Origin of the sequence: Streptomyces spongiicola, from assembly GCF_003122365.1 — a bacterium.
GTDB lineage: Bacteria > Actinomycetota > Actinomycetes > Streptomycetales > Streptomycetaceae > Streptomyces > Streptomyces spongiicola.
In genome coordinates, this window is sequence record NZ_CP029254.1 from 959,323 (window position 1) to 976,325 (window position 17,003).

Annotated in this window: 16 protein-coding genes; 6 read left to right on the top strand and 10 right to left on the bottom strand. The window is 72.4% G+C overall.

Annotated features, from left to right (window positions below; all coding sequences use genetic code 11):
• Positions 1-33 precede the first annotated feature (33 nt).
• Positions 34-426, top strand: a complete 393-nt coding sequence (locus tag DDQ41_RS04065) for a hypothetical protein (protein ID WP_109293240.1) — start codon at positions 34-36, stop codon at positions 424-426.
• Between the two features lie 32 nt (positions 427-458).
• Positions 459-1,202, top strand: a complete 744-nt coding sequence (locus tag DDQ41_RS31160; RefSeq protein ID WP_162602613.1) for a hypothetical protein — start codon at positions 459-461, stop codon at positions 1,200-1,202.
• A gap of 251 nt (positions 1,203-1,453) precedes the next feature.
• Here the strand turns inward: DDQ41_RS31160 and DDQ41_RS32210 are convergent, their stop codons facing one another.
• Entirely contained in the window at positions 1,454-1,840 is a 387-nt protein-coding gene (locus DDQ41_RS32210; RefSeq protein WP_262508345.1) for a hypothetical protein, read from the bottom strand.
• 150 nt (positions 1,841-1,990) lie between these two features.
• Here DDQ41_RS32210 and DDQ41_RS04080 point away from each other — a divergent pair, with 150 nt between their 5' ends.
• On the top strand, positions 1,991-2,269 hold the full coding sequence (locus DDQ41_RS04080; RefSeq protein WP_109293241.1) for a GntR family transcriptional regulator: 279 nt from the start codon (positions 1,991-1,993) through the stop codon (positions 2,267-2,269).
• Positions 2,270-2,339: 70 nt separating this feature from the next.
• Here DDQ41_RS04080 and tgmC read toward each other — a convergent pair whose 3' ends face one another.
• From tgmC to DDQ41_RS04115, 7 genes are all read right to left on the bottom strand, one after another.
• Complete coding sequence (gene tgmC / locus DDQ41_RS04085) at positions 2,340-3,461, bottom strand: ATP-grasp peptide maturase system methyltransferase (protein WP_109293242.1); 1,122 nt, start codon at positions 3,459-3,461, stop codon at positions 2,340-2,342.
• Complete coding sequence (tgmB, locus tag DDQ41_RS04090; protein WP_109293243.1) at positions 3,454-4,440, bottom strand: ATP-grasp ribosomal peptide maturase; 987 nt, start codon at positions 4,438-4,440, stop codon at positions 3,454-3,456. The genes tgmC and tgmB overlap by 8 nt, the downstream gene beginning before the upstream one ends.
• Before the next feature lie 11 nt (positions 4,441-4,451).
• Positions 4,452-4,724 carry a putative ATP-grasp-modified RiPP gene (gene tgmA / locus DDQ41_RS04095; protein ID WP_230396635.1) on the bottom strand — a complete coding sequence of 91 codons (273 nt, stop codon included), beginning with the start codon at positions 4,722-4,724 and terminating at the stop codon, positions 4,452-4,454.
• Positions 4,725-4,876: 152 nt separating this feature from the next.
• A complete protein-coding gene (locus tag DDQ41_RS04100) occupies positions 4,877-5,128 on the bottom strand; it encodes a DUF7848 domain-containing protein (protein WP_109293245.1) in 252 nt (83 codons plus the stop codon).
• Positions 5,125-5,346: a hypothetical protein gene (locus tag DDQ41_RS32215; protein WP_109293246.1), complete on the bottom strand. Its 222-nt coding sequence runs from the start codon at positions 5,344-5,346 to the stop codon at positions 5,125-5,127. The genes DDQ41_RS04100 and DDQ41_RS32215 overlap by 4 nt, the downstream gene beginning before the upstream one ends.
• Before the next feature lie 226 nt (positions 5,347-5,572).
• Positions 5,573-6,748, bottom strand: coding sequence for a helix-turn-helix domain-containing protein (locus DDQ41_RS04110; protein ID WP_109293247.1), 1,176 nt, complete (start codon positions 6,746-6,748; stop codon positions 5,573-5,575).
• A 321-nt stretch (positions 6,749-7,069) separates the two neighbouring features.
• Positions 7,070-8,473, bottom strand: coding sequence for a multidrug effflux MFS transporter (locus tag DDQ41_RS04115; RefSeq protein ID WP_262508346.1), 1,404 nt, complete (start codon positions 8,471-8,473; stop codon positions 7,070-7,072).
• A 197-nt stretch (positions 8,474-8,670) separates the two neighbouring features.
• Between DDQ41_RS04115 and DDQ41_RS04120 the strand changes: the two genes are divergently transcribed.
• The 3 genes from DDQ41_RS04120 to DDQ41_RS04135 all read left to right on the top strand — a co-directional run bounded on the left by DDQ41_RS04120 (position 8,671) and on the right by DDQ41_RS04135 (position 13,080).
• Positions 8,671-9,426 carry an SDR family oxidoreductase gene (locus tag DDQ41_RS04120; RefSeq protein WP_174720256.1) on the top strand — a complete coding sequence of 252 codons (756 nt, stop codon included), beginning with the start codon at positions 8,671-8,673 and terminating at the stop codon, positions 9,424-9,426.
• 755 nt (positions 9,427-10,181) lie between these two features.
• On the top strand, positions 10,182-10,646 hold the full coding sequence (locus DDQ41_RS04125; protein ID WP_109293249.1) for a hypothetical protein: 465 nt from the start codon (positions 10,182-10,184) through the stop codon (positions 10,644-10,646).
• Positions 10,647-11,220: 574 nt separating this feature from the next.
• A complete protein-coding gene (locus tag DDQ41_RS04135) occupies positions 11,221-13,080 on the top strand; it encodes a glycoside hydrolase family 15 protein (protein WP_109293251.1) in 1,860 nt (619 codons plus the stop codon).
• A gap of 298 nt (positions 13,081-13,378) precedes the next feature.
• Here DDQ41_RS04135 and DDQ41_RS04140 read toward each other — a convergent pair whose 3' ends face one another.
• Both DDQ41_RS04140 and brxD read right to left on the bottom strand, forming a co-directional pair.
• Positions 13,379-15,577 carry a DEAD/DEAH box helicase gene (locus DDQ41_RS04140; protein ID WP_109293252.1) on the bottom strand — a complete coding sequence of 733 codons (2,199 nt, stop codon included), beginning with the start codon at positions 15,575-15,577 and terminating at the stop codon, positions 13,379-13,381.
• Positions 15,577-16,926, bottom strand: a complete 1,350-nt coding sequence (gene brxD, locus DDQ41_RS04145; protein ID WP_109293253.1) for a BREX system ATP-binding protein BrxD — start codon at positions 16,924-16,926, stop codon at positions 15,577-15,579. The genes DDQ41_RS04140 and brxD overlap by 1 nt, the downstream gene beginning before the upstream one ends.
• Between the last annotated feature and the right edge of the window lie 77 nt (positions 16,927-17,003).

Below are 17,003 nucleotides of genomic sequence, written 5' to 3' on the forward strand. Positions count from 1 at the left end.
ACCGCGCCCCGACCACCGAGGAGACACCCGAGGATGACGACCGCCACCGTTCACCATGACCAGTGGGACGACGACACTCCCGCCGCCGTCCGTATCCCGTGGCGCAAGGTCACCGCGCCCGACACCCGATCCGGCCCGCTCAGCACACACCCCGTACTCGGCGAGCGCGGCATCGTGCACACCGCCCCGTGGTGGGTCGACGGAACCCTGTACACCGACAACGCCCGATGGCTCGCCCACATCCGAGACACGGCCCGCAAGACCGGCGTCCGGTTCGCCGAGGAGGACGCTCCCGACGGGCCGCCCGCCGACCACCTCGCCGAGGTCGACGCCATGCGCCGCTACGCAGAGACACACGGGATGCGCCCCGCCACCATCCCCGCCCCAGACACCAGCGGCACCGCGCCCCGCGTCCGCCCTTACTGAACTCCCCCCGCCCCGAAGGAACTTGACCGCGCATGTTCACCCTCACCGGCCCGAACCACATCGACGCCAACACGGCCGTTCACCGGCTCACCGAGACCCGCAAGACCGATCTTGCCGCGCTGCGCCGCCGCCTGTCCGACGCCCTCGCCGCCGCCCACACCTTCCGTGACCCCGACCTGACCGACGAGGCCAACAACCGGCGCCGCGCCGACATGGCCCGCGCCGCCCGCGAGCAGGCCGCCGCCGACCTCGACCGCATCGAGGCACAGGCCAGCCAGGCCGCCTCCCTGGTGCGCACCGTCGCAAACAAGGCCACCGCCCCGGCCGGGGGCACGGCCGAGCAGCTGCTCGCCGAGACCAGGCAGGGCCGCGCATGGGACCGCGCCCGCGCCCTGCTCGACGCCGGCCGCACCGCTCAGGACGTGATCGAGGGCGCCGACCTCGACACCCTGTCCGCGCTGCGCACGGAACTGCCGTCCTACCTCGCCGCCCGGCACACCAAGCCGCAGGGCCTCGCGGGCGCTGAGTTCACCGAGCCCGACCCGGCGCGCGTCGTGCACACGGTCGAGCGCGCCCTCGCCGACCGCCTGCCCGCCGAGCAGGGCGCCGCACTGCGCGCCCGCCTCAACCTCGACGCCCTCGAACCCGGCCTACGCGAAACCCTCGCCGGACTCCGACGCGAGGTCGACGGCACCGGCGACGCAGGCAACGCCCTGCGCTCCGCCGTCGCCGCCCGCCTCGCCGACCGGCAGGCCGCCCCGCTCCCCACCGAGTAGGCACCGACCATGCCCGCCGCGCCCTGGGGACGACGAAGCCCCGCCCGGAACGTGTCCGGACGGGGCAAAGGGTCGGCAGAGAGTCAGCCGCGCCGTGGCGAGGCGACCTCCGCGGGCAGGGGACCGGGGCGATGCGGGGCGCGCAGTCGGGGCAGGCGTAGAGCGTCCACCCGGGGCCGCTCGCCCGTCGACGTAGCGCACCGCGACGGGGGCGAGGGTCAGCCGCTCGCAGCGGCAGCAGACAGCAGCGCTCACGCTCCCACCGCCACCCGCACCGTGCGGCGGCCAGGGACGTACCGCCCATGGATCACACTCGGCCCAACGTCGATACCGCGTTCCGCCATCTCCAGAGCCCAACGCCGTTCCGCCTGCGCCCGCCGCTCGGGATCGTCCGGCCGCCTGCGAGGTTCGGCGAGCACGTACGGGCGCACGGGACTGATCGTGTCCACGAAGGGGCGCCGTTCGGCCGCCTCGCGGGCGTACGGGCTCTTGTGCTCTGGCAGCGACCGCCGGGAACGCGAAGACGCCGCGGGCGCCGCCGGTTCCGGCGTAGGGGCAGGGGTGGCGCGGTGCTTCCCCTGAGAGGGCAACAGCAGCGAACACAGGCACGCGAGGACGCGCGCGATAAGGTCGGCCACGTTCGTCAGCTCCTTACAGCTGATGGGCTCCGCCCCGGTGACGACCTAGCCCGTCGTTGCCGGGGCTTTCTTGTGGGCCGACCCTGGACAAAGGGCTGCATGAGCCTGTCAGGAGGTGTCAGGGGGCGGTCGGCCGGATACCGTCGGCCCATGGAGTACGGGCCGGATGACCAGGTGGAGCGCGACGCGCCAGAGGCGCCGTTTCAGCAGCTCGCGGGGATCTTGCGCGCACGCGTGAAGCGAGGCGACTGGAAACCCAACCGCGCCATGCCAAGCGAGAACGCCCTCGCCGACGGGTACGGCCTATCCCGCCCGACCGTCCGCCGGGCGATTGCCGTGCTCACCGAGGAAGGTCTCGTATACGCGGTGTCGGGGCGCGGTACGTACGTGGCCGAACAGAAGCCGGACGGGGCCACCCCGAGCGCGTAAGGAAGCCCCGCCCGTCCGCCACGGGGGAACGACGGACGGACGGGGCGGTATGGAGGCTGTCAGCCCGCGGTTAAGCCCAGGTGAGGCGTTGCCCGTCGGGGCCGACGTGCAGCCGCATACGGTCGGCAGGCGGGCGCCCGTCCGCCTGCCACTGCGTGACACGCTCGGTGATCTCGTCCCACAGACGCGCCGTGCCGCCCTGCCGGACCATCCACCGGCCGCCGTCTTGGAAGACGACCGCCCACGCCTCGGCGTCCACGTCGATCACGACGTGTTCGGTCCGGCCGTCGCGTTCCAGCGTGAGCCGCTGCGCGCGCGGCGCGGCGAACTGCGCGACGAACCGGGCGGTCCAGTCGTCGAGCACATCCGCGCCCAGCTCCACGGGCACCGCGTCGCCCTCGCTGAGGTTCGGCAGGATGCCCAGCGGGGGCGGAAGGTGGGGACGGGCCAGCATGAACGAGACCTGTCCGCCGAGAACCGGGCCGCTGGCCGTGCCGTCGTCAGCGACCATGAGCCGTACGAGTTCGGATGCGTGCATCCATCCGCCGACCGTGACCAGGACCTCACCGCCGGGCCTGGTCTGCGCGAGCCAGTCAGCCGGCACGGTGTGCACGCCGCACGTGGCGATCACGCGGTCATACGGGCTGCCCTCCTTGTAGCCCGCCAGTCCGTCACCGACCACGCGGGCAGGCCAGTACCCGGCGCCCGCGAGCGCGATCCCTGCGCGGGCGGACACCTCGGCGTCGACCTCGGCCGTGGTCACGTTGTCCTCGCCGACGACATGGCACACCAGCGCGGTTGAGTAGCCCGTGCCCGTGCCGATCTCCAGAACGCGCGTCCCCTCGGTCGCCCGCAGGTCTTCGAGCATCCGCACGACCAGACTCGGCAGGGTGGACGACGACGAGGGGGCCGCCGCGATGCGCCCCTCGACCTGGTCGGGGAAGACGCCCCCGGCCACCTGCGTCACGAGGGTGTCGTCTTCGTAGATCCGCGCGAGTCCTTCCGCGGAGTCTCCGGCCGCGGGTCGGTACCAGCCGCCGTCTTCGTACTCGAACCAACCGCGCGAGAGGAACGCCTCGCGGGGCACCGACATGACGGCCGCTTCCCATTCCGGGCTGTGCAGGGCGCCAGCCTTGGACAGGCGCCGCGCGAGGTCGGACCGTAGGTGTTCCGACGGCAGGGGGTCACTCATGCTGACTCGCTCCGTTCTCCAACAGGTCTGCGATTGCGTGTGTGATCGGCAGTCCGGCCGCGTCTTCCAGCCACGCCCATTGGCCGTTGGGGTTGCATTCCAGAAACCACCATGCGCCGTCCGTGGTCACGGCGAAGTCGAAGGCGCCGAAGTTCAGCCCGAAGTCTGCGAGGAACCGCAGCAGCGCCCCGCGTATCTCCTCCGGGCAGGCGACCGGCTCATAGGTGAGGCTCTGGTACTCGGCTCTCCAGTCCACGACCCCCGGCGGCGCGGTGATCCGGGCGCTGAACACCTGCTCGCCGACGACGACCGCGCGCACGTCCGCCACCTTGGGTACCTGCGCTTGGAACAGGTGCGCACTGTGGCTCACAGCGCCGTCGACTTCGCCCGCCTCGACCGGGGCTGCCCAGATTCCGGCGGGCTCGCCCTCGACCTCGTACGCCCCCGCGTGCAACGGCTTGTAGATGGTCGGCTGTGCGGCGCAGAACGTCTTGGCCTGCCCCGGGTCGTTCGTGATCAGGGTGGCCGGGACCGTGAGCCCGGCCCGCAGCGCCGCGGACAACTGCGCGGGCTTGTACTCCGCCCGCGCGATGGCCTGCGGGTGGCTCAGGTACAGGCACCCCGGCAGCGCACCCAGCACGCCGCCCAGGCCGCGCCGGTTCTCCTGCGCGGCGAACCGGACCGCCTGCTCACCGCTGTTCGTCGGGTAGGGACTCGGCCGACGGTGGTACAGGGCGCGCACGGCGGACAGGTCGGCCGTACGCTCCCCGACCGTCAGCCGCCCGCCCCAGCCTCCCCCAGACTTCGTCCGGGAGGTGCCCCCAGCCCCGACGCGCGCGGCGAGCACCACCGGCGCCGGGAAGTCGCGCCCCGGGTCGAACCGGAGGACGGGCACCCGGCGCCGGTTCAGTTCCGCGATGACCAGATCAGCGGTTGCGTCCTCGAACTCCGTGCAGACCAGCACCGGGCGTCCGTCCATGGCGCTGCCCCCTAGTCCTGTGTCGCGTCGTGGCCGGAGTCGCTGTCCACCTTGCCGTCCTTCCCGACCTGCGTGGGCGGGTAGGTGTTCACGCTCGTACCGTGCTTGCCGAGTTCGGCCGGCGTCATCGCTCCGTCCTCCCCAACCCATCGGCCGGTCTGCGTGGCCGGGTCGATGCCCGCGTACCGCCAGGGCGAGGGGGAACCGTTGCGCAGCGGAGCCATTCGGCGCAGCCCCCACGGGGCCGGTGCGGTGGTCTCCGTGCCTGCGAGGCTCGTTTGCAAGTCTCCTCCTTGGTCGCTTCCTACGGTGGTGTCGTGCAGGACCCGCCCCGGTCGGCGCTCGACCTGTCCAAGGGTTGCGGGCGGATGATCCAACCGGGGTGAGGTGGTGCCCGCCCCCCTGCCGGGGGTGGTGTGGGAGAACCGTGAGCAGGTCATCCCCGGCAGGGGGCGGAGTCTTCACAGGTAGATCTGCCGTGCTCGGGGTGCTCACGCATGTGGTCGAACACCCACGTCTGCGGCTCGGTCGGGTCCTCGCTCGCGGGTGACGTTGCGGCACACTCGGCGTCGTCCTCGGTGAGCGCGAGGCACCGGAACGCGTAGGTGGTGGGCGGGGCGTCGTCGTCCCGATCGGGCCGTAACGTCCAGTCCACGAAGACGAATCTGCGCCGGGCTGTAGTGGTCACAGCCGTTCACCCCGGCTCCGGGCGTTCACACGGGCGGTCTCCGCGCGCAGACGCTCTTTCGGATCCGCGGGGCGCACGTGCTCGGGCTCGGCGTCCCACTCGGTTCCACCGCCAAGGGGGCGCAGTGACCAGTACGGGCCGGCGACCCCGCGGAACTCCCCGAGCTGGTCAACCCGTGTGTCTACGACCAGCGCGCCAACGGCAGGGGCCGCGCTCATCGCGCTTCCCCCGACTTGGGCTCGCACCCCTTCGGCGCCCCGTCGGGGCGGGGCTCGGGGGCGGGGTACGCGTAGCGGAAGGGCCAGAGACCTGACGCGGCGTCCAAGAGCGCGCGTCGGCGGGCACTGTCGGCGGGGGGGTCGTCGGGTCATGCGGTGACGCTAGAACCCACGGGGCAACGCTGTCTGTGGCACTTCCATTACTGACAGCGCCGAACTACCCCTTTCAGATGGCCAGTTGCAGCGTGCCGGCCATGGTTCGCATCTCGGGAGTCAACTTGCGTCGCCCGTCAACCACCGACCGGAGTACGTCCCGCGCAGGGGATTGGTTGGGGAACCACTCGGGCGACGACGCCTGTACCTCGGACAGCTTGCCGAACGCTTCGGTGTACTGCCCAAGACGGGCGTATGCATCGGCTACCGAGAGTCCATGCCGAGCCCGCACGCTCGCGGACGGAAGCACCGCGGACCGTGGTGCCGTCTTACCAAGCGTCCCCGCGAGTCGTAGTGCGTGGTCGGGCTTGTTCCGGACCAAGGCGTCTTCCACGGTCTTCATGCGGACGGAGATCGGACCGAAGGTGCGCATCTGTTCGTGAGCCGGCCGCACCTCCCTGCCGAGCGCTGTTGCAGCGCTGGAAGCGAACTTCAACGCATCTGCGGCGACCCCCGGTTGGTTGTTGCGGATAGCAGCGGCAGAGACGTTGAGCAGGAGCAAGCCCCAAGCCGACAGCTCGTCGGGGGTGGCTCGGCTGATCCGAGGCTCTAGTTCGTCTGCCCAGCGCGAGGCAGTGTGTAGCGCTTCGTCCAATCGCCCTTGCCGCATGAGCAGCCAGCACAGGGTGTTGACGGTGGCCGCCGTAACCATGCGGTCCGTTGCATCGTCCATTGCCCGACGCAACACGATCTCGGCAAGGTCGAACTGTCGCGTGTGAGTCAGCGCCCCGGCGACCAGTTGGAGCACCCGCAGCCGCTCGGCGCGTCCCTCGCACCCGAGTGCTTCGGCATCGTTGATCAGATGCGGCAGGATCGCCGCAAGTTCGGTGAAGCGGTGCGCGCGGTAGTAGGGAACGGCCGTGGCAACAGCATCGGCAACGCCGTGCGTGGTTGGGGCTTCATCGCTACTGCCGCCATGTGGCCGAACCAGGGCCGCGCGTACAGGGCTCCACAGCTCGGGTGTCCCCGGCGTGGGACCGTCCTCGGAAGGCTCGGCGACCAGGGACATGGTGGGGACGCGGAGCACCAGGGCGAGGGCCCGCAGCGTCTCCATTCGCGCCGCGTCCCGCTCCCCTTGCTCCAGCTTCCGAATGGTGGAGATAGAGACACCGGACGATTCGGCCAACTCGGTTTGCGTAAGCCCACTTAGCTTGCGGGCTTGCTTGACTTTCTTGCCCACGGCAGTCATAGAGCCAGGGTACGGCTACCGGCAGCGTGGCGTAACGGAGAGCGAAAACGGAACAAGCCCCGCCGTACCCCCGGATCGGGAAGCATGGCGGGGCTTTGGTCACGCTGCCCGGAGTCGGGGGCGCGGCGCACAGGGGTAGCGAACCGCAGACCCTCGGGCGGGTCCTGGTCGGGGGTGCGATCCGTGCCCCCACACCTGACCCTGCCTCGTGACTCCGCACGCGGCCAGAGGGTGCCGCGCGCCACGTGTCCGGCTGACCTGCGACGACTCACGCTCCGCAACGTCGGTCCTGACGAAGCCTGACAGACGCCCCGTACGGTCCTAACTCCCCTGACCTCCCGTACGCCCCGTACGGTCCTGACTCCCCTGGCCTCCCGTACGGTCCTGGCTCCCCGTACGCCACGGCCGGCACAGGGCCAGGAAGCAGCCCAGCGCGCCCAGCGCGCAGACCAGTTGGACGACGGCCATCGGCACCGCCGTCGTCTCGCCCGCGATGCCGACCAGCGGGGAGGCGATCGCCCCGATCAGGAAGGAGGATGCGCCGAGCAGCGCGGACGCCGATCCGGCGGCGTGCGGGGCACGCGTCAGGGCCTGGGCGTTGGTGTTGGGCAGGGTGACGCCCATCGCCGACATCAGGACGAAGAGTCCGGCCGCCACCGGCAGGAGCCCGGTCTCGCCGAAGACACCGGCCGTGATCAGCAGCAGCGCCAGTGCCGCCAGCGCGATCACCGCGAGGCCGGCACCCAGGACCTTGTCCAGGCTGACCCGGCCCACCAGCAGCTTTCCGTTGATCTGGCCCACCGCGACCAGGCCGATCGAGTTGACGGCGAAGAGCAGGCCGAACGTCTGGGGCGAGGCACCGAAAAGAGTCTGCACCACGAACGGGGAGGCGGCGATGTAGGCGAAGAGCGCGGCGAACGCGAGACCGCCCGCCAGCGTGTACCCGGTGAACACCCGGTCGGCGGCCAGGGCGCGCATGGTGCGCAGGGCGTGGCCGACACCGCCGCCGTGTCGCCGCTCCGGGGGCAGCGTCTCGTGCAGCCACTTCGCCACGACGAGGGTGAGGAGCAGTCCGACGACGGCGAGGACGTGGAAGATTCCGCGCCAGTCGGTGACCCGGAGGACCTGGGCGCCGATGAGTGGCGCGACGATCGGTGCCACTCCGGAGACCAGCATCAGGGTCGAGAAGAAGCGGGCCATCTCCACGCCGTCGTAGAGGTCGCGCACCACGGCCCGGGCGATGACGATCCCGGCCGCCCCGGCCAGGCCCTGAAGCAGCCGGAAGGCGATCAGCGTCTCGGCGCCGGTCGCGAAGGCGCAGGCCGCGGTGGCCGCCACGTACACCGCCATGCCCGCGAGGAGCGGCCGGCGGCGGCCCCACTTGTCGCTCATCGGGCCGACGGCGAGCTGGCCGAGGGCCATTCCGGCGAGGCAGGCGGTGAGGGTGAGCTGGATGGTGGCGGCCGGGGCGCCGAGGTCGCCGGTGACCTCCGGGAGGGCGGGGAGGTACATGTCCATCGAGAGCGGCGGGAGCGCGGTCAGGCCGCCGAGGACCAGGGTGACGAGCAGGCCGGCCCGGCGGGCGGCCGCGACGGCGGCGGCGGGCGGCGCGGCCTCCAGCGGAGCGCGGGCCGGTGCCGGGACCCCTCCGGATGCGGACGCCGGGACCTGTCCGGATGCGGAGGGGGATATGTGTTCTGGGGTGGTGGGGCCGCTCTCCGGCATCGACAGCTCCTGTCCTGGTCGTCGCCCCATATGCTCTCAGCTCGTCCGCAGACCGCGAGACCCTCCCCGGCCCCCGGCCCCCGAAGCCCGGCCCGGCCCCCGGCCCCCGGCCCCCGGCCCCCGGCACCGACATCCGACACCGACCCCGAACCGCGGCACGACCCACCGCCGGCCGCTCTGCCGTACGCTGCGGCGCCATGAACGCTGAACGGAGAAGTGCGGTGGTCACGGGCGCCGGATCGGGCATCGGGCGCAGCGTCGCGCTGGCATTCGCGGGCGCGGGCTGGTCGCTGGCCCTGGCGGGCCGGCGGGCGGAGGCACTGGAGGAGACGGCTTCGCTGACCGCCGGGGCGGACGTCCTCTGCGTCCCGACGGACATCACGTCACCGGACGCCGTCACCGACCTCTTCACCGCGGCACGGGAACGGTTCGGGCGGGTGGACCTGCTGTTCAACAACGCGGGCACGTTCGGGCCCGGCGGAGTGCACCTGGAGGACCTCTCCCACGAGGCGTGGCGCCATGTCGTGGACGTCAATCTGACGGGGTCGTTCCTTTGCGCCCAGGCCGCGTTCCGGGTGATGAAGGACCAGGACCCGCAGGGCGGCCGCATCATCAACAACGGCTCCGTCTCCGCGCACGCGCCGCGTCCGCACTCGGTGGCGTACACGGCGACGAAGCACGCCGTCACCGGTCTCACCAAGTCGCTGTCCCTGGACGGCCGCCCCTACCGCATCGCCTGCGGCCAGATCGACATCGGCAACGCGGCCACGCGGATGACGACCCGCATGGAGACGGGCGTCCTCCAGGCCGACGGCCGCACCGCCCCCGAGCCGGTGATGGACGCGGACGACGTGGCCCGGACGGTGCTCCACATGTCACAGCTGCCCCTGGAGGCGAACGTGCAGTTCGCGACGGTGATGGCCACGGCGATGCCGTACATCGGCCGGGGCTGACGAGGACTGCGCGCCCGGCCCCGTCCGGGATCCGCGGAACGGGTGGCCGGGTGACCGGGTGGCCGGCCTCCCTTCTCCGGGGTTCGCGGAACGGGGGGGCCGGGTGGCCGGCCTCCCTCCCCCGGCAGTCGTGGAGCCGGGTGGCCGGACGCGGGCAGCCGTGGTGCCATGGAGGGGCCTGGGGGCCGTGGAACCGTGGGACCTTGGAGCCGTGGAGCCGTGGAGGGACCGGGCAGCCGGGCGGGTCGGACGCGGGGAGCCCGGGACGGTGGCGTGCCGTGGAGGCCGCAAGCCCGCGGGCCGGGAGGCCGGACGCGACGCCGCCCTCCCGCACCGCTCACGGCCGGAGGCGGCGACGGCTTCCCGCGCCGGGCGGCGGCCGTCCCTCACCGACGGCGGATCAGCCCACGGCGCCCCGGAGTCCTCGACGGCTGCGGGCGGGTACCGGAAGGGGCCGGAAGAGGTCCGGGGTCCGGGGGGCCGGAAGGAGCCCGGGCCGGAAGGAGCCCGGGCCGGAAGGAGTCCGGGCCGGTGTCCTCGTCTCTCCCGGAGGCTGGAACTGACCCCTACATGTAAACGATCTGCGTCTACGCGCTTGCTTTCTACGGGAGTTGCTGAACCAATGGCAACCGTCTCTGACGGCCCATCAGTTTCCGTGAGCCGGAGCCTTCCGTGAGCCGGAGGACGGTGCCCGCGCGGGCAGCGGCGGTCGGCGACGCCATCCCGTGACCCCCACACACGAAGGCGGGACCCAGATGAAGCACCGCAGACTCGGCACAGGCACAGCCCTGCTCACCGCGGCGGCCCTCGGCTCGCTCGCCCTGGCCCCGGCGGCCACGGCGGTCGAACCCACGACGGCGACCATGTCGTTCGAATGCAGCTCGTTCGGATCCGGCACGGCCACTCTCACGGCAACGCAGGACGGCACCGCGGCCACGATCAACCTGTCCACCTCGGCCATCAAGTCGCCCTTCCCCCTCTCCGCCAACTCCATCAGCTCGACCCTCACCCTGACGAAGAACGGATCCGGCACGGCCACGTTCACCGGCAGCGCCAACCCGGCGATCCCGGCCGGCGCCACGGTCTCCACCGGACCGCTGAACGGCACGGTCGCCGCGGGCGACAGCCTTGAGGCCGAGTCCCTCACGATCGTGGTGTTCGGCATCAGCGTGACCTGTAGCGCCACCTCTCCGCAGGCCCCGGGCCCGTTCGTGTTCTGACGCACGTGCCGCCCCGCCGGGCCGGGCCGGCCTCCGGCTCACGCCACGGTGCCGCCGCCACTCCACCGACGGTGGCACCGCCCGGGGCCGGAGGCCCCGCACCGCGGCGCCCCTCCCGCCGCCCCTCCCGGCTTTCGCCGGGCCGCCAGTGCTCCCGGCGCTCCCGGCACCCCGCAGCCCCCGCCTATCCGGCTCTCTCCGGCCGACCCGGTCGACCCGGCCGACCCGGCCGACCCGGCCGTTTCCAGTCCTCTCCCCGCCCCCGACACCCCGGCGCCCCACCCCCGAGGCGGCCCGCAGCGGCCCGCAGCGGCGCATGGCGACCCGCGTGGGGCCCGTGGCCTCCGCGACCACGCGCCCCGCCCGGGCATCCGCGCTCTCCCCCGTCCCATCCACCCCACCCGGGCATCCACGCCCTCCCCTCTCCGCCCTCCCCTCTCCGCCCTCCCTCCCCGCTCTCCCCGCTCTCCCCGCTCTCCCCGCTCTCCCCGCTCTCCGGGCCCTCCTCAGCCAGGCGGCCTAGTATGAAATGCGAGGTACGGGCGCATTTGCCGAGAGGCAGGGAGGACGACCCGTGGCTGCTGATTCTCCGACGCACCAAGCCGCCGGTGGAGCGAGCGCTCCCGGAGGCGCCGGCACCCCCCGGTACCTGCCGATCTCCGAACACGGGCTGATCGGCGACCTGCGCAGCGCCGCCCTCGTCGGGACGAACGGAACCATCGACTGGTACTGCTGCGGCCGATTCGACGCGCCCAGCGTCTTCGCGTCGATCCTCGACACCGAGAAGGGCGGCCGCTTCGAGCTGGCGCCGGACGTCCCGGCCCGGACGAAGCAGTTCTACTTCCCCGACACCAATGTGCTGATCACACGCTTCTTCGCGGAGGACGGCGTCGGCGAGATCCAGGACTTCATGCCGATCACCGACGACTCGCGCGAGGCCGACCGGCACCGGCTGATCCGCCGCGTGGTCTGCGTCCGCGGCTCGCTGCCCTTCCGGGCCCTGGTCGCGCCGCGCTTCGACTACGGGGCCGAGCCGCACACCATCCGGTGGGAGGGCGGGTACCCGGTCTTCGAGTCGACCGCGGCGAGTCTCTCGCTCACCTCCAGCGTGCCGGTCGAGACCGACGGCCGCGACGTGTGGTCGCTGTTCAAGCTGCACGAGGGGGAGACCGCCGTCTTCGCGCTCGACCGGCTCGGCGGCGGCGTGGTTCCGCAGGCGTGTCCCACCGCCACGGCCGAGGAGTTGTTCGCGGCGACGGTGGACTACTGGCGGCGCTGGCTGTCCAGGTCGCGCTACCGCGGGCGCTGGCGCGAGATGGTGCACCGCTCCGCACTGACCCTGAAACTGCTCACCTACGCCCCCACCGGCGCGATCGTGGCCGCGCCCACCACCAGCCTGCCCGAGCAGATCGGCGGCGAGCGCAACTGGGACTACCGCTACGTCTGGGTGCGCGACGCGGCCTTCTGCGTCTACGCCCTGCTCCGGCTCGGCTTCACCGGCGAGGCGCAGGCGTTCATGCGGTTCCTCACCGAGTACGTCTGCGTCTCGGACGGCGACGGGGGCCCCCTTCAGATCATGTACGGCATCGACGGCCGACGTGAACTGGCCGAGCGCGAACTGAGCCACCTCGAGGGATACCTGGGCTCCAGCCCCGTCCGGGTCGGAAACGACGCGGTGGACCAGCTCCAGCTGGACATCTACGGCGCGCTCATCGACTCGGTCTACCTCTACGACAAGTGGGGCGAACCGATCTCCAGCGACCAATGGGACCGCGTCTGCGGCATCGTCGAGTGGGTCTGCGCGCACTGGGACCAGCCCGACGAGGGCATCTGGGAGACGCGCGGCGGACGCAAGAACTTCCTGTACTCCCGGCTGATGTGCTGGGTGGCGATCGAACGCGCCATGCGTATCGCCCGGCGCCGCGGACTGCCCGCCGACATGGTGCGCTGGGGCGGCGTGCGCGACGGCATCTACCGGCGGATCATGGATCGCGGCTGGTCGGCGGAGCGCCACGCCTTCGTGCAGCACGAGGACGACAGCGTCCTCGACGCCGCCGTGCTGATGATGCCGCTGGCGAAGTTCATCTCCCCGACCGACCCGAAGTGGCTCGCGACCCTGGACGCCCTCGGCGAGGAACTGGTCTCGGACTCCCTGGTCTACCGCTACGACCCGCAGGCCAGCCCGGACGGCGTACGCGGCGCCGAGGGCACGTTCTCCATCTGCTCCTTCTGGTACGTCGAGGCCCTGGTCCGCGCCGGACGCCCGGACGAGGCGCGGCTGGCGTTCGAGAAGATGCTCACCTACGCCAACCACCTCGGCCTGTACGCGGAGGAGATCGGCCGCACGGGCGAGCAGAACGGCAACTTCCCGCAGGCGTTCACCCATCTCTCGCTGATCAGCGCGGCGTTCAACCTCGACCGGGCGCTGGGCTGAGCCCGCACTCCCCCGGGCTGGAACCGTCCGCAGCGGCCGTTCCCGCCCGGCGCGCGAGCGGCAACCGGACCGGGGCGCGAGCGGCAACCGGGCACGACGCTCCGCGATCCGTGCGGCGCTCCGCGATCCGTGCGCCGTGCGCCGTGCTCCGTGCTCCGTGCTCCGCACGGTCCGCCGGGGAAGGCTCCGGCGCACGGTGCGCGATCCGTCCGATGCGCGATCCGTCCGATGCGCGACCAGTCCGGTGCGCGATCCGTCCGGTGCCCGACCAGGCCGGTGCGCCTTCCCGTGCGCGCGATCAGCCGTCGTACTGAAAGCGCACCCGCTCGCCGAGCACCGAGCGGGCGCCGTCGAAGTCGGCCAGGCGGGCCGCCACCGTGGCCACGGCGAGGCGTTCGGGGAGGGCGGCGGAGAACTTCAGGCCGCGTACCGCCCGGCGGTCCACGTCGGGCAGGACGAGGTTCCCGCCGACGTTCCCACGGGCCGCCCGCCATTCGGCCGGGGTGAGGTCCTCGCGCAGGCGCAGCCAGCCGTCGGCGGGCCGCTGCAGGGGGTCGGCGACCGGCCGGAGGGTGGCCGCCAGGGTGGCGTTGGCGCGGTAGCCGGCCCAGGTCCACCAGCGGACGTCGGAGCCCACGCGCGTGATCAACGTGCCGTCCGGGTGGACGGTGCCGGGTGCGTCGAGGTCGCGCTGTCCGGCCAGGCAGGCCTGCGCACGCCGGGTGAGGGAGACCGGCGGGTCGGCGCCCAGCAGCACCTCCCGCATGGCGCGCGTCAGGGTGTACGAGAGCCCCGCCACGCCGCCGCTCATCCACTTGGCGATGCCGCCGCCGTCGGCCGGTTCGACGAAGACGCGTTTGCGCAGCCAGTCGATGTAGGTGACCTGCCAGCTGCGTCCGCCGAGCAGAAGTCGCCTGGGACCGGGGCGTTCCTCCGTGAGCACGCTCGGGTCGGTGCGGCCGATCTCCGTGCGTCCGGACAGGACGGTGAACTGCGGAGGTGCGGTGAAGGAGGCGGTGAGTGCGATGAAGTGCCGTTTGCCGAAGCGGCGTTCCGCCTCGGGGCCGACGAACAGCAGCCCGCCGTCGCTGTCGAGGAAGCCCTCCTCGGTGAGGAAGCGCAGGATGGGGGCGGCTGTCGTGTCGAAGGGGGCGAGGCCGTTCCACTGCCGGTCCCACAACCGGTCGCCGAGCTTGTGCTGTTGCAGGGTGACGGCGAGCAGTTGCTGGGCCACCAGGTGGCGCGGCTCGGGCGGGGGGACGACGGGTTCCACCCAGCCCCGCGACCACAGCAGCAGCAGTCCCGCCGCCTGAAGCAGTGTCTCCTTGCGGGTGGCGAGGATAAGGCAGTTCCGCACGGTGCCGGGCCGCCGTCCGGTGCGGCCGACGCGCTGCAGGAACGAGGCGACGGAGGCCGGCGAGTCGATCTGGATCACGCGGTCCAGGTCACCGACGTCGATGCCGAGTTCGAGGGTGGACGTGGAGACGATGACGCAGTCGCGGGCGTCGGCGAACGCCTGCTCGGAACGGGTGCGTTCATCGACGGAGAGTGAGGCGTGGGACAGGAAGACGGTCACCTCGCGCGCGCGGAGCGCAGCGCCCAGCTCCTCGACCCGGCGGCGCGAGTCGCAGAAGACGAGCCGTTTCTCTCCCCGGTGCAGTGCCGCGACGAGTCTGGCCGCGTTGTCGAGGGAGCCGACGTAGTCGAGTTCCACATCGACCGGGGGTCCTCCGGCCGGCCCGGGACTCGCCGTGCCACCGTGTCCGCTGCCGTCGGTGGCCGGCAGCCGCACGCCGGGGGCGACCACCTGCCCGGCGCGGCTGCCCGCGGAGGCGCCTTGCAGCCAGTGCAGCAACTCGGCCGGGTTGCCGACGGTGGCCGAGAGTCCGACGCGCTGGACGGGCCGCCCGGTGACCCGTTCCAGCCGTTCGAGCACGGCGAGCAGATGCCACCCCCGGTCGTCCCCGGCGAACGCGTGCACTTCGTCGACGACGACGGCCCGGACGCTTCCCAGCAGGCGGGCGTGGTCGGTCCTGACGCCGATGAGCATCGCTTCGAGCGACTCGGGCGTGGTCAGCAGGATGTCCGGCGCCTCGGCCCGGATGCGCTGCCGGGTCGACTCCCTGGTGTCGCCGTGCCAGAGCGCCGCTCGCCGCCCCAGCCACCGGGCGTAGGTGTCGACGCGACCGGCCAGGTTGTTGAGGAGTGCCTTGAGCGGGCACAGGTACAGCACGGAAGTGCCGGTCCACTTACGCTCGGTCATGGCCGACAGCAGGGGGAAGCAGGCCGCCTCCGTCTTGCCGCCCGCCGTCGGGGCCAGGAGTACCGCGTCCCGCCCCTCCATGAGCGGCGTGATCGCGGCCCGTTGCAGCGGACGCAGATCGGGCCATCCGAGGGTGTTGACGATGTGGTGCAGGACGACGGGGTCGAGCCGGTCCAGTACGTCGGCCTGCCCGTCACCCGGCCCCTTCCCGGCCGGGAGTCCCGCCGCCGCCATCACAGCTCCAGGTCGATGTCATCGGCCGACGAGGAACGCGCGGGGACCGCGGCGGCCAGGTTCCTCTCGACGTCGGTGAGTTCGCTGCCGGCGACGGTGAGCCGGTAGTGCCGGCGGGGGTCGAAGTCGTCGAACTGGTCCACGCGGTCGAGCACGTCCCCGACGAGCTTCTTCAGGAACAGCCGGGGAGCCACTCCGGCCTTCCCGCCCAGCGCCCCTCCGACGGCTGCCGCGAGGTCGGCCACATAGGCGTCGTCGACGACCTTCCGTGTGCGCTCGGGCATGTCCGCGGCGTCGGCGTACAGGTCGCGGATGGTGAGGCCGAGTCCGACGAGGGACCGCTGGTCGAAGCCGGGAAGCCTGATCTGCACGGCGCGAGGGTTGTCGAAGCGCGGGTCGGTGGTGAAGTCGGTGGCCAGCCGCTGGGCGAGCGGCGCCAGCCGCTGCACCCCCTGCTGACCGTCGTAGAAGGCCGGAGTGCCCGTGATGACCAGGTAGAGGCCGGGGAAGCGGCCCGAGTGCACCTCGTCGATGAGCTGCCGCAGCGCGTTGAGGGCCTTGTCGCGGGCGTCCGAGCGGACCCGCTGCAGCGTCTCGACCTCGTCGAGGACGACGAACAGCCCGGTGTGCCCGGAGTCGCGCAGGACGGTGAGGAGCCCTTGCAGGAACCCGAGCGCGCCGAAGTGGTCGAGGTCTCCGCGCACCCCGGCGGACCGGCGGGCGGAGGCGGCGACGTGCGGCTGGCCGCCGAGCCAGGCCAGGACCGCCGCGGCGGTCGCCTCGTCGCCGCCGGCGAGGGCGGTCCGGTAGCCGCGCAGGGCGGTGGCGAACGACGGGGCGTGCCGGGAGACTTCGGCGAGCCGTGCGAGGAGCAGCTTCTCCACCTCGTCGGCAAGCTCCTCCTCGGTGGCGCCGGCCGCGAGGGCGTCCTCCTCCAGGGCGTAGAACCAGGCGTCGACGACGGGCCGCAGTGCGCTCGGCGGGAAACTGGAGGTGGTGAGCCGTTCGGTGAGCCGCCGGTAGACCGTCTCGAGCCGGTGCAGCGGGGTCTCGTTCTCCGAGACCTGGATCTCGGCGACGGCGAAGTTGCGGCGCCTGGCCCGCTCCCCCAGCCAGCGGGTGAAGAACGTCTTGCCGGACCCGTACTCGCCCCGCACGGCCTTGAACACGGAGCCGCCGGACGCCACGGCGCTCAGTTCGGCGTCCAGGGCCGCCTCGAACCGGTCGAGTCCGGTGGCCAGCAGGTCGAGTCCGCTGTCGGGTACGGCACCGCGCCGCAGCGCGTCGATGACGGTTCGGCGGCGGGCGGCGCTCACCCGTGCGGGGCGCTGGGATCCGGTGGTGCTCACGGGCAGCAGTCTTCCATCTGCCCGGGGGCGCCCGTCCACGGGCGGGAGGACTGCGGTCGGCCGGTCGGTCGGCCGGT